General features: G+C 39.7%; 13 protein-coding genes and 1 tRNA gene. 10 read left to right on the top strand and 4 right to left on the bottom strand.

The genetic code is table 11. The annotated features are described in order from the left end of the window. Positions 1-100: 100 nt before the first annotated feature. Positions 101-793, bottom strand: coding sequence for a hypothetical protein (locus tag AAG747_RS18350; RefSeq protein ID WP_346822670.1), 693 nt, complete (start codon positions 791-793; stop codon positions 101-103). Between the two features lie 162 nt (positions 794-955). Here AAG747_RS18350 and AAG747_RS18345 point away from each other — a divergent pair, with 162 nt between their 5' ends. The 5 genes from AAG747_RS18345 (at position 956) to AAG747_RS18325 (ending at position 4,177) form a co-directional block, all read left to right on the top strand. Further along, positions 956-1,522, top strand: a complete 567-nt coding sequence (locus tag AAG747_RS18345; protein ID WP_346822669.1) for a redoxin domain-containing protein — start codon at positions 956-958, stop codon at positions 1,520-1,522. 339 nt (positions 1,523-1,861) lie between these two features. Further along, positions 1,862-2,704: a phosphodiester glycosidase family protein gene (locus tag AAG747_RS18340; protein WP_346822668.1), complete on the top strand. Its 843-nt coding sequence runs from the start codon at positions 1,862-1,864 to the stop codon at positions 2,702-2,704. 176 nt (positions 2,705-2,880) lie between these two features. Further along, a tRNA-Val gene (locus AAG747_RS18335) sits at positions 2,881-2,955 on the top strand. A 357-nt stretch (positions 2,956-3,312) separates the two neighbouring features. Then, positions 3,313-3,699 carry a response regulator gene (locus tag AAG747_RS18330; protein WP_346822667.1) on the top strand — a complete coding sequence of 129 codons (387 nt, stop codon included), beginning with the start codon at positions 3,313-3,315 and terminating at the stop codon, positions 3,697-3,699. A 91-nt stretch (positions 3,700-3,790) separates the two neighbouring features. Continuing rightward, entirely contained in the window at positions 3,791-4,177 is a 387-nt protein-coding gene (locus tag AAG747_RS18325; RefSeq protein WP_346822666.1) for a methylglyoxal synthase, read from the top strand. On the opposite strand, the gene AAG747_RS18320 is transcribed toward AAG747_RS18325, so the two are convergent. Continuing rightward, entirely contained in the window at positions 4,172-5,200 is a 1,029-nt protein-coding gene (locus tag AAG747_RS18320) for a hypothetical protein (RefSeq protein WP_346822665.1), read from the bottom strand. The two genes, AAG747_RS18325 and AAG747_RS18320, sit on opposite strands and share 6 nt — an antisense overlap. 413 nt (positions 5,201-5,613) lie before the next feature. On the opposite strand from AAG747_RS18320, the gene AAG747_RS18315 reads away from it, so the two are divergent. Together AAG747_RS18315 and AAG747_RS18310 are read left to right on the top strand one after the other, a co-directional pair. Beyond that, entirely contained in the window at positions 5,614-6,675 is a 1,062-nt protein-coding gene (locus AAG747_RS18315; RefSeq protein ID WP_346822664.1) for a tetratricopeptide repeat protein, read from the top strand. A 100-nt stretch (positions 6,676-6,775) separates the two neighbouring features. Then, entirely contained in the window at positions 6,776-8,698 is a 1,923-nt protein-coding gene (locus tag AAG747_RS18310) for an ABC-F family ATP-binding cassette domain-containing protein (protein WP_346822663.1), read from the top strand. 9 nt (positions 8,699-8,707) lie between these two features. Here the strand turns inward: AAG747_RS18310 and apaG are convergent, their stop codons facing one another. Continuing rightward, entirely contained in the window at positions 8,708-9,094 is a 387-nt protein-coding gene (gene apaG / locus AAG747_RS18305; protein WP_346822662.1) for a Co2+/Mg2+ efflux protein ApaG, read from the bottom strand. 173 nt (positions 9,095-9,267) lie between these two features. Here apaG and ung point away from each other — a divergent pair, with 173 nt between their 5' ends. The 3 genes from ung (at position 9,268) to AAG747_RS18290 (ending at position 12,958) form a co-directional block, all read left to right on the top strand. After that, positions 9,268-9,930 carry a uracil-DNA glycosylase gene (gene ung, locus AAG747_RS18300; RefSeq protein ID WP_346822661.1) on the top strand — a complete coding sequence of 221 codons (663 nt, stop codon included), beginning with the start codon at positions 9,268-9,270 and terminating at the stop codon, positions 9,928-9,930. A 255-nt stretch (positions 9,931-10,185) separates the two neighbouring features. Beyond that, positions 10,186-11,814 (top strand): acyl-CoA carboxylase subunit beta, encoded by a 1,629-nt coding sequence (locus AAG747_RS18295; RefSeq protein WP_346822853.1) that lies wholly within the window; start codon positions 10,186-10,188, stop codon positions 11,812-11,814. A gap of 91 nt (positions 11,815-11,905) precedes the next feature. After that, positions 11,906-12,958: a hypothetical protein gene (locus tag AAG747_RS18290; protein ID WP_346822660.1), complete on the top strand. Its 1,053-nt coding sequence runs from the start codon at positions 11,906-11,908 to the stop codon at positions 12,956-12,958. Here the strand turns inward: AAG747_RS18290 and AAG747_RS18285 are convergent. After that, a complete protein-coding gene (locus AAG747_RS18285; protein ID WP_346822659.1) occupies positions 12,948-13,403 on the bottom strand; it encodes an LEA type 2 family protein in 456 nt (151 codons plus the stop codon). The two genes, AAG747_RS18290 and AAG747_RS18285, sit on opposite strands and share 11 nt — an antisense overlap. Positions 13,404-13,847: the final 444 nt, after the last annotated feature.

Raw genomic sequence — 13,847 nt, 5'->3', positions numbered from 1 at the left:
CCAGTTTGTGATTTTTTAAGCCCTGTCTAATCCGGATAGTTTTAATACCTGAAAAGAGAGATATCTGTTTCGTGGAATACCTTGCAGAAAATTTATACACTCAATCACTTCCTGCTCCGGCCTTTTGAAGCAATCTTTCTACAAAAGCCTGTGCTGGTTCGTCAAAAATCAACTCTCCTTTCATCAAAAACCGGTGGGCCTCCAACAAAACCTCGTAATTAGGAGCGGGCAAATGCTTGGGAATTTTCAAAATACGCTCGTCTTTTTTCGTAAAAGGGCATTCTACTTTGGAATTGAAAACAAAGGGGATTAAGGTTTTAGAACAACTGACAGCGATCCGGTGAACATTATAGTCATCAAAATACTGTTGGAGGCGCTCGTTGATATTTTCAAAAAAATTGACAGTATTTGCCAACCTCACTCTTGAACCAGCCCTGGACTTGCCTTTGGACTTCAAATACTTCACTTGGCTCTTGCCTTGCTTTTTTCTCACCATATAGGATTTAAACACCTTATGATCGAGGTTTAAATCATGCTCAAAATATCCTACGGCAGCACTTCCGGATTGAATGAGAACCAGTACATAGTTAATCCCTTCCTCCTCAAATTCATCCGGACTCTCCGGCTCCGGTACATGTATCGGTAGCCGAAACTTTACTTCCTCTTGCCCACCCTGACTTTCGTAAGGAATGAGCAACCGGTGCTTTTCCCGGTCGTATTGAAAAGGGATTTCACAATCATTGCAAATATGAAGGAGCCGCAAGGCTTCATCCGTGGTTAAGAAACGGTTCATCAATTCGTTTATGTCTCAATGTGAATCTGTGAAATTAACAAACGGAATGCAATTTTTACGAGATATCATAAAACGAAAACTATCATGTACTTTAAATTACACAACCAAACCGGTATTTGGTAAGATAAAATGTATATTGTAAACCCAATAACCTGAATTTACATGGACAACAAAACCTTCTCTCCTCTTGAAATTAACCTTTCTGCCCCTTTATTCAAAACCCAAGATGTATTTGGCAAAACCATAGACCTGACAGAATACAAAGGCAAAAAGGTATTTCTGGGGTTTTTCAGACATGCAGGATGCCCCTTTTGCAACTTACGCGTCTACACATTGTCAAAAGCATACCAGGAATTGAAAGAAAAAGGCATGGAAATGATCTTCTTTTTCGAGTCAAAGGAAAGTGTCATTACAAAAAGCTCCTTCTTACAAGAGATGAACCCCATCCCTATCATTTCAGATCCGGATAAAAAATGGTACCAAACATATGGCCTCGAAGAGTCTGCCTACAAATCCACCATGAGTCATATCACCTCCTTTGTACAAACGGCTATCAAAGCAAAACTCAAAGGGCTGCCGATGCATTTGATGGCTGACGGTGAGTCCATTAACACCATGCCTGCGGAATTTTTACTAGATCAAGATTTGATCATGCGTAAATTACATTATTCACAAAGGCTAAATGACCGGCTGTCTTTGGAATATATTCATGAATTTGCAAAAGCATAAAAGTATGCCTCGACTTATCATAGCACCGATGAGAGTTCTTCCCCTTTCTCGAACATTGTTTTTCTTTCAGAAAAAAGAGTCTTCTTCAAGGATAGTTATCACCATTCCCAACTAAATTCGAGGATATGAATTTGAAGTGGTTTATACTTCTAGTTTTTGACCAAAGATGGAATCAAAATCGGCTCATCAAGGCACTTTTTGAAGAGAATAACCAAAGCTATTGTTGAAAAAAGTAACACAGAGGAGGCCTTTTTGAAACATCTTTTCGGAAAAAGAAAAAGTTTAATTCACTTCTTTGTATGATTCAATTCCATCAAAACTTAAAAGTATACTATTTCGATGAAACTGCTAAAAATTCAATTGCTACTGCTTTTAGCCGGCTTACTTTCACTAAACTCCGTTTATGCCCAAGCACAAAAAATCAAGTGGGGAAAAGAAAAAATCGCTAAAGGACTTATTTGGAAACACGCATATCTCGAGTCATGGAATGGAACCTCACAAAATATCAACCTTTTGGAGGTCAATCTAAAAAAAAGAAAGGTAAAACTCGTTTATAACCCCGAAGAGAACGTCATTACCAGCCAAATGGCCAAAGAGACAGAAGCCATTGCGGCTGTCAATGCCGGTTTTTTTGATATGCGCAACGGAGGTTCTGTAACGTATATCAAGGTAGATGGGAAAATTCTTGACAAGGATACAGTAGGCAAATGGCAACCGCATGATCATTTGAACGGGGCCCTGTTGATTGATCAGAACAATGCTGTGAGTGTCGCACAACAAGAAAAAGATCATCGTAACTACAATCAAAACCCCAATTTGCGACAAGTCTTAGTCACCGGTCCGGTATTGATTGATGATGCCCAACTGCAAAATTTAGAGAACCCTTCCAAGTTTGTACAAAACAGACACCCCCGTACATGTGCTTGCACCGTGAAAAACAAACTCTATCTTATCACCATTGACGGACGTGCCGAAGAAGCTTCGGGAATGACTTTGCCCGAATTACAAAAACTATTGGTTGCTCTGGGGTGCAATGAAGCAATCAACCTGGATGGAGGAGGCTCCACAACGATGTGGATTAAAGATCAACCGGACAATGGCGTGGTAAACATGCCTAGTGATAACAAAAAATTTGATCACCGGGGTGAACGGAAGGTTTCCAACATTTTGATTGTTCACTAAGCAGAGAAACATTCTGAAAATGAAATCAATACTAATAAAAAACACCCGCTAAAAGTACTTAAACAATATCTTCCGGACAGAACAATCCGGAAGATATTTTCCCCCATGACAAATATTTTTACCTGAAAAAGCAGAAAAAACAGGTATTTTTTATAATTTCGCACAGCCAAAGAAAAGGAACGTTAGCTCAGTTGGTTTAGAGCACTGTCTTGACAGGGCAGGGGTCGTTGGTTCGAATCCAATACGTTCCACTTGTAAAAAAATAAGGTTTTGAACAGATCGTTTCAAAACCTTATTTTTTTACGTCTATTTCCCCCAAGTGACATCATTTACGTATCCGTTTTTTACTCATTCATCTAACAAGCCAAGATAAAAACCCTCTTTCTTCAATTTAATTATTGCATGTTTTTTGAATAAACACAGAACAAAGGGTGACTCTTTTGCAGCCCTTCAATTAATCCTAAAATACCTTTGGATATTTCTGTTCGTTAATAAATATTAAAGGGACATGTGAAAAGTCCACAAAACCTCAGAAACAAGTAAATTTATATTACTGATACTAGCAACAACAATTAGCTAAAATCCTTAACCAAGCATCATTCTTTACAATGAGAACCTTGTATTATATCCAAGCAGAAAAAGCGGGGATGTCTTACCTAAAAACTTCTTTAAAAGGTGAATATGAAATCATCTCTCTTAAAGACCCCAAAGAATGCTTCCAAAGCATTCAGTACCTGAAAGATCACCATCAGCAATTTCCCGAAGTCATCATTATGGATTACCCTATGTCAGATATGAGTGGTTTGCATATGGTGGAAAGTTTGTACGAAATGCTTCCGGACACCCATTTAATTCTACTACTTCCGGAAGATAATGAGGAACTGTTATTTGAGATTATTAAGCTGGGAATTATGGATTATATCCTAAAAGACAAAGGGTATACCAGAGCCTTAAGCTCCTTAATAGCCGGAAAAAGGTTACAAGTAAGTATATGAAATACGCAGAATTGATTTTAATTTAGCCGACCAGGATAGGTCGGCTATTTTTTTGTTGACCTGGTAAAGTGATGGATATAAAACGAAAATTATGACGAATAAGAAAATAGCAATCATTGCCCATGATGGCAAAAAAGCAGAAATGGTGGCCTTTTTAAAAGATCATCTGACCGGGTTATCAAATATTGAAATTGTAGCGACCGGCACCACCGGAAAGTTTGTCAGACAAGCAGGCCTGGAAGTGGATGCAAAATTATCAGGCCCGCTAGGAGGAGATGCACAAATTGCCGCTATGGTAGTGGAAGAGCAAATCAAAGCCGTGGTATTCTTCAGAGACCCTCTGGGCAAGCATCCACATGAACCGGATGTTCAAATGCTTATTCGCCTCTGTGACCTGCACAATGTTCCTTTGGCAACCAACCCGGCAGCAGCCCACTTCATGTTGAAGGGAATGATTGAGGAAGGCAAATTATCATGATACTTTCAATACGGTGAAATTCAGGCTCGTTTCCAGAATTTCACCCATATTTTTGCATTGCATAAAGGCATTGTTCTTATAATATTGACTCAATTCTTCCTTTAACTTCTGGGTGTTTTCCTGGTTGGAGATATAGTCATACTTCATCGCATATAAAATCCCTCTGATTTTGAACTTTGAAGCCCGGTACCGGTTGGCAATCAACACCCTCTCCTCTTTCTGATATTGCCGGGTTGTTTCCGGAGTCATGCATTCCAACCCTACATGGATGATGGGATTGTTTTGTTTAAAATACTGAGGCATGTAAATGGAGCGCTTTCCTTCATACGACTGCTGATCAAAATCAATCGCCCGGATTCGGTAACTGACTTCATCAAAATCCGGAGTGATATCCACCACAAAGTTATTCGAATGCATATCCCCTAACAGTCTTACAAAACAGCGTTCATTGAATTTGACAAACTCTTTGGCCAAACGGATTTTGTTCAAACGCCAATCGTCCAAATATTCTTTGATAAACTGCTCTCCGGGTATTCCGGCGATATGCTCTTCGATCAATGTCTCCCCATGTACCAAATAGCTTACCCGGTTAGGCGACAGCACCTCTTCCAACTCCAAACCGTATACCCTTGAAGCATCGGCATTTTTCACATAAAAATAGTCAAAGTTGTCATTGATTTCGTTGACAACCCGCACCCGGAAAGGCCTCGTATTTCCATAAATACACAAATCCACCCGGTCGATATACAAATGCTTGATCACCGACTCATCCCCTCCGGCTTTTAAAATGGCATAGATATGTTTGAGGTTTTCATAAATCGTCCTCATATCTGTCTGGCTATAAAATACAGTTACCCATAATGTATCATTGCCTAGAGAGTCATACAAAGGGATGGCATTTTCATAACGCAATAGGTCAGGATAATGAATCGGCACCTTGGCATAGCGGTTATACCGGATAAGGTACTCTTTCAATGTCTTATTAATTTTAAAAATAGGTTTCTTCTTACTGATTAAAGCCATAACCGGAGAAATACCACTGTCAAATCACTATTTAAATAAACCAACATAATACATCCTTCCTCTCAAAATCCCTATAAGAGCATGTTTAAATTTATACATTCATACCACAAATTACTTTGTCAGAAGCTTTTGATGCCCCTACTCTTTTCCAAACACCCTAGGTTTGTCTTTTGCACGCACTTTACTCTTGCAGCACATGGATAAGCTCATTGGGAACTCTACTTTCGCGGTTTTGAAAATTACCTTAGCCCGGTAGCAATGTTTCAAACATCCACCCTCAATAACTTTCACAAAGTTCCATCTTTAAGTTCAAGGTTTTAAAACAAAACCCTGAAGAATCTGCTAACTTTGTACTAATATAGTAGTTTTTAGAAAGCTGTTTCATATACTGAAGATTAACCCGAACATCGCCCTTGATAAATTGTTACCAAATATTAGGCTTAAATCATAATGCAAGTGAGCATGAAATCAAGTCCTCTTTCAAAAAGTTAGCGCTAAAATATCATCCCGATCGCAACCCGGAAGACCATCAATCAGAGGAAAGATTCAAATTGATCAACGAAGCGTATCAAATTTTGTCTGATCCTCTCAAAAAGGCCCTTCATGATGAGTATTTACTAAAAGACTATTCCGAAACTACTACTCATCCGTCTTCAGGGCCGGAAACCAGGCACACCAGAAAATATTACCAAGGTTTTTCCCGGAAAGTCCCTCCGGAAAACCGCGGAAAAATTCACCTGGCTGTAGCTTTGGGCTTTATTGCCATACTTTTTGCGATGGCCTTGTTTTTCAATTTTATGCAGAAACACACAGCGAAAAGCCTTTACAGGCAAGCCACCGAAATCCAAAAAGACAATCCCTACGGAGCAATTAGCCTGCTTTCCAAAGCCATAGAAAGAGACGATGATTTTGAAAAAGCCCACTTCTTGTTAGGGAGTATATATGTACGGGAAAAGGTTCGCTCTGCCGAATCCATTTCACATCTTAACCGGGCTATCACACTGTCAGAAAACCCTCCGAAAGAATACTTTTGGACACTTGCCATTGCTTGTTACAATGCCCAGCGATATCAAAATTCTCTGGAAGCCCTGGAAAAATCCTTGTTGCTTTCGCCTGATTATCTGGAAGCTCATCTATTAAAAGGGGACATTTTCCTTTACAAAGAGTTACTGTTTCAAGAAGCTTTATCAGAATACGACAAAGTCTTATCAATAGAGAAAGCATCGGACAGTCTCCGAAGAGAAGCATTAATTGGTTTTGCAGTGAGCCAACTCCAATTAAATCAACCTGAAAAGGCACTTCCAAAGTTAAATGATGCCCTTTTAATAAACCCGAAGAATGGCATTCCTTATTTTTACTTGGGGCTGTACCACCTTCAAGTAAAGGATACCCTTCAGGCATGTAACTTATGGTCCCAAGCTTACCAATTAGGGATTCATGAGGGAGCCGTTTACAGAAGCAAATATTGTGAATAGATAAGTTCTGGCGTATTCTTCAAGCATTTTCAAGTCAATTTTCTTTCCAGGGAATAATTCAAGAAATTTGCACATTCAAAAATTCCGAAACGATCAAACTATGTTAGCAATACAAAACCTTTCCTTTCACTACGGAAGCAGAACCATTTATGAAGATGCTTCATTGCATATAAAACCTAAAAACCGCATTGGCTTAGTAGGCTTAAACGGAACCGGTAAAACCACCCTTTTGAAATTGATTTATGGAGATTTGACTCCCGATGCAGGTACTATTTCAAAGGCAAATGACTGTACGATCGGCTTTTTGAATCAGGATTTGTTATCGTATCAAAGTGACGATTCCATACTTAAAGTAGCAATGCAGGCCTTTGAGAAAGAATTGAAATTGCAAAGTCAAATCAACCAGGTCATCAAACAGTTGGAAGAAGCTTATGAAGAGGACCTGGTGCATAAACTAACACAATTACAGGAGGAATTCGAAGCCTTAGACGGCTATACCATTCAATCGAAAGCGGAAGAAATCCTGGAAGGTCTGGGATTCAGCACGGAAGATTTGCAACGTCCTTTATGGGAGTTTTCCGGAGGATGGCGTATGCGGGTCATGTTAGCAAAACTTCTCTTGCAAAAGCCTTCTGTTCTGATGCTGGATGAGCCGACAAACCACTTAGACCTTCCCTCTATCGAATGGCTGGAAAACTATTTAAGCAATTACGAAGGGGCGGTTATTATTGTCTCTCACGACCGGGAATTCCTCGACAGAGCCGTGAATACCATTGTGGAAGTATCCGGTGGTAAACTCCAACTCTATTCCGGCAACTATACTTTTTACTTGGAAGAAAAAGAGTTGAGAAATGAAATCCAACGCAACGCTTTCAAAAACCAACAACAAAAGATAAAGCAAACGGAACAGTTTATTAACCGTTTCCGGGCCAAAGCTACCAAAGCGCGACAGGTACAGTCAAAAATGAAACTGTTGGAAAAGATGGATAAAGTGGAAGAAGTGACCGAAGAAATCGTAGATTTAAATATCCGCTTTACCTTTCAGCAACAGCCAGGAAAGATTATTTTCCGAATGGAAAATGTCTCAAAGGCATTTGGAGAAAAAATCATTTTGCAGGAAAGTCATGCAACCATAGAACGGGGGGATAAGATTGCCTTGATCGGGGCCAATGGAAAGGGAAAATCCACGCAGCTCAGAATCATTGCAGGCACCGAACCTGTAACCGGACACCGGGAAACCGGCTACAATGTATTGCCGGCTTTCTATGCCCAACACCAATTGGAAGCCTTGGGCATAGAAAATGAAATTCTGGAAGAGTTAAAACAAGCCGGCTCCGGAAAAACAGAAAAAGACCTCAGAAGCGTACTGGGTTGCTTTTTGTTCAGTGGGGATGATGTGTTTAAAAAGATCAAAGTTCTATCCGGAGGAGAAAAATCCAGGGTAGCACTGGCTAAAACGCTCATCTCAGAGGCAAATTTCTTGTTGCTGGATGAGCCGACTAACCACTTGGATATTCAATCGGTCAACCTGTTGATTCAAGCACTGAATAATTACGAAGGCTCATTTATCACCGTTTCTCACGACAGGCATTTCATTGCTAATGTGGCCAATAAAATTTGGTACATAGAAGAGCATCAAATCAAAGAATATCCCGGTACATATGGAGAATATTTAACCTGGAAAAATGAACAAGAAGCCAAGCAAGAAGTAGCTCAACCCGAAAAATCACTCAGTAAAAAGAAAGAGAAGAAGAAAAGCTACAACGATGCGGAATTTAAAGAGCGGCAAAAACAAAGAAGAAAGCTAGAGAACAAAGTTAAAGAAACCGAGCAAAAAATTGACGAGTTGGAAACGCTCAAGCAACAACTGGAAGGCCAAATGGCTGACCCGGAAATTTATTCGGACAATACCAAACTCTCAGAATTATCTGCTCAATATGAGCAAGTGAAATCTGACGTAGAATCAACTACAAAAGAATGGGAAAATGCAGTAGTAAGGTTAGAAGAATTTGATGATGAATAAAACCCTTTCTTAGTTCATTCGGAAAGGAACAATTAAATTAAACTCAGGAATATTGACGTGGATGTGTTTGCCATCGATCATTCGCTCGATCAAATACGTTCCACGCATTTTTCCTATGCCAGTCTTCAGGTTACATCCCGAAACATATTGGTGTACTTGCCCAGGTTCAATCACCGGCTGTTTGCCGACCACCCCTTCTCCTTCCACTTCTTTTCGGATGCCATTGGCATCCGAAATAAACCAGTGCCTTCGCAAGAGCTGAATGGTGAATTCACTATGGTTTTCTATGGTGATTTTATAAGTAAAAACAAAATGAGACTGTACAGGACTGGAATATTCTGGCTGGTATTCCGTTTCAACGCTTACTTTTATGCCTTCAGTAATTTTGGTCACCATCGTATGTAAGAAATTTTAAAACTAAATCAATTATAATAGACGGAAGTTCCCTGATGATAGTTAATTTACATCCGAAAATAGTAAAATTCCTATAAAGCTATTGTGCTCAATTTATATTACAAAAAATAAACTACATAATTCTTCAAATTATTTCAGAAAAACTCTTAATAAAAATGAATGTAAGTATTAACAACTCTTGGAAGGAACTTTTGAAAGAGGAATTTGACAAAGATTACTTCAAAAATTTAACGCAATTTATTAAAGAGGATATACAAAATTACAAAATTTACCCCCCTGGTAAACTCATTTTTAATGCTTTTGACAAATGCCCTTTCGAACAAGTCAAAGTCGTTCTACTCGGTCAAGATCCTTATCATGGTCCCGGACAGGCAAACGGCTTATCTTTTTCTGTAAATGATGACATTCCCTTCCCTCCCTCCCTTCGCAATATTTTCAAAGAAATAAAAAACGATATAGGTAAAGAACCTCCCCAAAGCGGCAACCTGGAGCGATGGGCCGAGCAAGGAGTACTTTTGCTGAATGCTACTCTTACTGTAAGAGCCAATGATGCGGGCTCTCATCAAAAGAAAGGTTGGGAAACCTTTACCGATAAAGTGATTCAGGTGGTCTCTGAACAAAAAGAAAACGTAGTCTTTATCCTTTGGGGCTCTTACGCACAGAAAAAAGGAGCTGTTATTGACACATCCAAACATTTAGTACTGAAGTCCCCTCACCCTTCTCCGTTATCCGCCAAACGAGGATTTTTCGGCAACAATCATTTTAGCAAAGCCAATGAATACCTGAAATCGAAAAACCTTCCGGAAATCGATTGGTAGACAATACTCTTCTCATATTTTAGCAAGCACTCTCATTTGCACTCGTCATCAGGTGAACCCTCAACAAATCTGGAAAGAAGACATTTGATGACGAGTTCTATTACAGGCAAAAGCATTTCCTCTTCTTCCCTCACAAACTACCCTTATATTTTCCGGGCGGTTTATTTTTCATTTTTCGGCCTTTTTATCTATGTTTAATGATAGCTGACCAAAGCCTAGATAAACAACCAAAAATAAAACACACGCTCTATGAAAATGAATCTGGAATTCACCCAAAATGAAGACCACTTGAAAGAATTATGCTCCCAATTAGCCAAAAAACTGGAAGAGGTGAAAAAAGGAGGAGGTGAAAAAAAAATTGCCTCACAACACAAAAAAGGAAAACTGACTGCCAGAGAGCGCATTGACTATCTGATAGATAAAGATTCCGATTTTCTCGAAATAGGAGCCTTTGCCGGTGAAGGAATGTATGAAGAGTACGGGGGCTGCCCTTCCGCAGGGGTCGTTACAGGACTTGGCTACATCAGTGGCAGACAATGTGTCATTGTCGCCAATGATGCCACCGTAAAAGCGGGGGCTTGGTTTCCCATCACGGCTAAAAAGAATTTGCGGGCCCAGGAAATAGCCATGGAAAACCATTTACCCATTGTGTACTTGGTTGACAGTGCCGGTGTGTTTCTTCCCATGCAAGATGAAATCTTTCCCGACAAAGAACATTTCGGACGCATTTTCCGCAACAATGCGGTAATGTCTTCCAAAGGAATTCCTCAAATTGCAGCCATCATGGGTAGCTGTGTAGCCGGAGGGGCCTATTTACCAATAATGTCAGATGAAGCCTTGATTGTAGACGGTACGGGTTCGGTATTTCTGGCCGGTTCGTATTTGGTAAAATCAGCCATTGGGGAAGACATTGACAACGAAAGCTTAGGGGGGGCCAGCACCCATTCCGAAATATCCGGGGTGACGGATTATAAATGTGAAAATGATCAGGCATGCCTGGACCAAATCAAACGCTTACTCAGCAAACAAGGACATTTTCCTAAAGCTGGTTTTGACCGGACCAAGCCTTACCCTCCTCTTAAGTCCCCCTCTGAATTGTATAGTATTCTTCCAGCTGACCGGGTAAAACCCTATGACATGGTAGAAGTGATTCATCGCTTAGTGGACAATTCCGAATTCGACCAGTATAAAGAGAACTACGGACAAAGTTTGCTTTGTGGCTATGCCCGGATTGACGGATGGGCTGTGGGCATTGTGGCCAACCAACGTAAAATTGTCAAATCCAAATCCGGAGAAATGCAAATGGGTGGCGTTATTTATTCCGATTCGGCAGACAAAGCCACCCGTTTTATCATGAATTGCAACCAAAAGCGCATCCCCCTTGTCTTCTTACAGGATGTCACAGGATTTATGGTAGGAAAACGTGCAGAACACGGTGGAATCATTAAAGACGGGGCAAAAATGGTTAATGCTGTAGCCAATTCGGTGGTTCCCAAATTTACCATTGTAATAGGCAACTCCTATGGGGCCGGAAATTACGCCATGTGTGGCAAAGCATACGATCCCCGATTGATTTTTGCCTGGCCCACGGCTCAAATTGCTGTAATGAGTGGCAACTCTGCCGCAAAGACACTTTTGCAAATCAAAGTTGCCTCTTTGAAGGCCAAAGGCAAAACAATCAGTGCGGAAGAAGAAAACCAGCTACTGGCACAAATCAAACAAAAGTACGATGCAGAGCTCTCCCCTTATTATGCCGCTTCCCGTTTGTGGATCGATGGAATCATTGACCCTTTAGCAACCCGTAATACAATTTCTATGGGTATAGAAGCAGCAAACCATCAGGCACAACTTGAATCTTTTAATGTAGGAATTATTCAAACCTGATTTCATCGAGTCCAAAGAAGTGAAAGTTTCCTAAAAATACCTATTTTCGCATCCGGTTTTATCAAGTACCAAATAATTTTTTAGATAATTGATGGAAGAAAATAAGAGGTCAGAGGAACAGATTACAAAATCTCATCCTCCTAAACGTTATGAGGATGAGATTGATTTACGGGAGTTTTTCGGGTATATTACCAAAAGCATCGCGGCATTGGTAGGTAGTGTACTCAACTTTTTCCTAAGAGTCATCCTTCATTTCCGCTATGTCATTTTCCGGTTTTGGATATTATTTCTTTTGGGAACTGTGTTGGGCGGTCTTGCGGGTTTTTTGTATCAACAAAAATCCACACCTTATTTTGAAACCAACTCAACGGTCAAATCAAAATACCTAAACGGAATACGTTTTATTTCCGAGATCAACAAATTGGACATTTTGTGCCAAGAGGGTAACTACACGGAATTAGGCAAACGCCTTGGCCTGCAACCTGATGAAGCACGTTCTCTCAAAAGTATCCGGGCAATTAATTTTTATGATTATTACAGCTTAGAAGAGGCCTTTGGCAATGATGAAATGCTCAAGGATTCTTTACAAATGGCCAATAAAATTCACGGTGAAGAATTTGTCTTAATCATGAACATGTACCGGATGGGGACCGGCTTGGAAAAAATACAAAAGGGCCTTCAAAGCTTTATCGCTTCCAACGATTATGTAGCCCAAAACTATAAAACTTCCCGTCAACTGTTACAAGAGGAGAAGCAAAGAATCAATCATGATTTAGCCACCTTGGATACGTTAAAAGACCGTATTAACCAGGCGGTATTTCAGTATGGTAAGAATGGCTCAAGTTCTACTTTAAAAATAGACCTGGCCAATACCCAATCCCTCATGGCAGACCCGATCAAAGTGTATGAAGGGAATTTGCAATTGTTGGAAAGAAAACAGGAAATTGAAAAGCAACTTGCCAACCCGGCCAAACTTATATTTATCAACGATTTTGCAGATTTTCAACAATTTGGAGGATTGGGAAAAGAAAAAGCCATAGCCTCCGGGGCGCTCTATGGCTTTTTGACCATTCTGATAGGAATTATATTGTATTCGCTTAACCAGTTACTGGACAAGCTGCAAAAGAAGTATATTAAAGTTTAAGCTCTTGTTTTTGGCGCATGGGAACTTTCCAAGTAACTCCCAGCGCCTTTACTTTTATATGTCCTTGGTAATTCAGGTTTACTTTCTTGGACGATAAAATACTAATCAGGCCTTCCATTATATTGTTGTAGATTTTCTTTTTGGCAAAGCGTATCTTTACCGGTATGGCAAAATTCTCTTTGGAAGGAGCCTTTACATTCATTTCCTCCGTCATGGAAGCCACTTCGTTCTCACCAATATACACTTTCAGATAAATTTCCTTTACCGTAGCCGCAATGCCATTAGGGTTGTACATAATCGCATCCGCTTCCAACTGCATTTCATCCTGTTCCAAATCCAATAAGGATACATTCTCTATACCTTTGAACTCCGGTTGTTCAAAAGATTTACAGGAATATAAACCTAAAAACAATACGAGAAAACTCCCTAAAAAAAACTTCTTCATTCTATTAAGATCATTGGTTATGTAAGAGGGCTTTGGCATCATCTCCCTTGATAGAAGTGCCTTATTGTACTATTCAATTCAAACGTCAAATTTACTTTAAAATCTTCCTTTAAGACCTATTACGCTTCCGCGTATCCTATAGAAAGCTGCCAATATTACAAGAAAATCATCGAATCCACTAATCTTTTGCCCGAATTTCGCTTTTTATCTTCCCCCTTTTCTTTACATTTGTGCCTCTTTAATTCCAGCTGATAAAACACCAACAGAATACAAAGGATAATAAGCTTATAATCAATTAATTACCAATTAAATAATTTGCGATTCCACTTGTAATCCATCCATAGATTCAGTAATATAAATCAATGGAAAAGTAATTGATCAGGTAAAGATGCTTGATAAACATTGAATCAAATCAGTTTTATATTTTTATTTTTCAAAATAAAC

It is taken from the genome of Rapidithrix thailandica, from assembly GCF_039710355.1.
GTDB lineage: Bacteria > Bacteroidota > Bacteroidia > Cytophagales > Flammeovirgaceae > Rapidithrix > Rapidithrix thailandica.
Note: the sequence above shows the minus strand (reverse complement) of the source record. Positions and strands in the feature narration are given on the sequence as shown.

Coding starts and splice junctions, on each gene's coding strand:
- AAG747_RS18350 (WP_346822670.1), bottom strand. CDS start 793: ATGAACCGTTTCTTAACCACGGATGAAGCCTTGCGGCTCCTTCATATT.
- AAG747_RS18345 (WP_346822669.1), top strand. CDS start 956: ATGGACAACAAAACCTTCTCTCCTCTTGAAATTAACCTTTCTGCCCCT.
- AAG747_RS18340 (WP_346822668.1), top strand. CDS start 1,862: ATGAAACTGCTAAAAATTCAATTGCTACTGCTTTTAGCCGGCTTACTT.
- AAG747_RS18330 (WP_346822667.1), top strand. CDS start 3,313: ATGAGAACCTTGTATTATATCCAAGCAGAAAAAGCGGGGATGTCTTAC.
- AAG747_RS18325 (WP_346822666.1), top strand. CDS start 3,791: ATGACGAATAAGAAAATAGCAATCATTGCCCATGATGGCAAAAAAGCA.
- AAG747_RS18320 (WP_346822665.1), bottom strand. CDS start 5,200: ATGGCTTTAATCAGTAAGAAGAAACCTATTTTTAAAATTAATAAGACA.
- AAG747_RS18310 (WP_346822663.1), top strand. CDS start 6,776: ATGTTAGCAATACAAAACCTTTCCTTTCACTACGGAAGCAGAACCATT.
- apaG (WP_346822662.1), bottom strand. CDS start 9,094: ATGGTGACCAAAATTACTGAAGGCATAAAAGTAAGCGTTGAAACGGAA.
- ung (WP_346822661.1), top strand. CDS start 9,268: ATGAATGTAAGTATTAACAACTCTTGGAAGGAACTTTTGAAAGAGGAA.
- AAG747_RS18295 (WP_346822853.1), top strand. CDS start 10,186: ATGAATCTGGAATTCACCCAAAATGAAGACCACTTGAAAGAATTATGC.
- AAG747_RS18290 (WP_346822660.1), top strand. CDS start 11,906: ATGGAAGAAAATAAGAGGTCAGAGGAACAGATTACAAAATCTCATCCT.
- AAG747_RS18285 (WP_346822659.1), bottom strand. CDS start 13,403: ATGAAGAAGTTTTTTTTAGGGAGTTTTCTCGTATTGTTTTTAGGTTTA.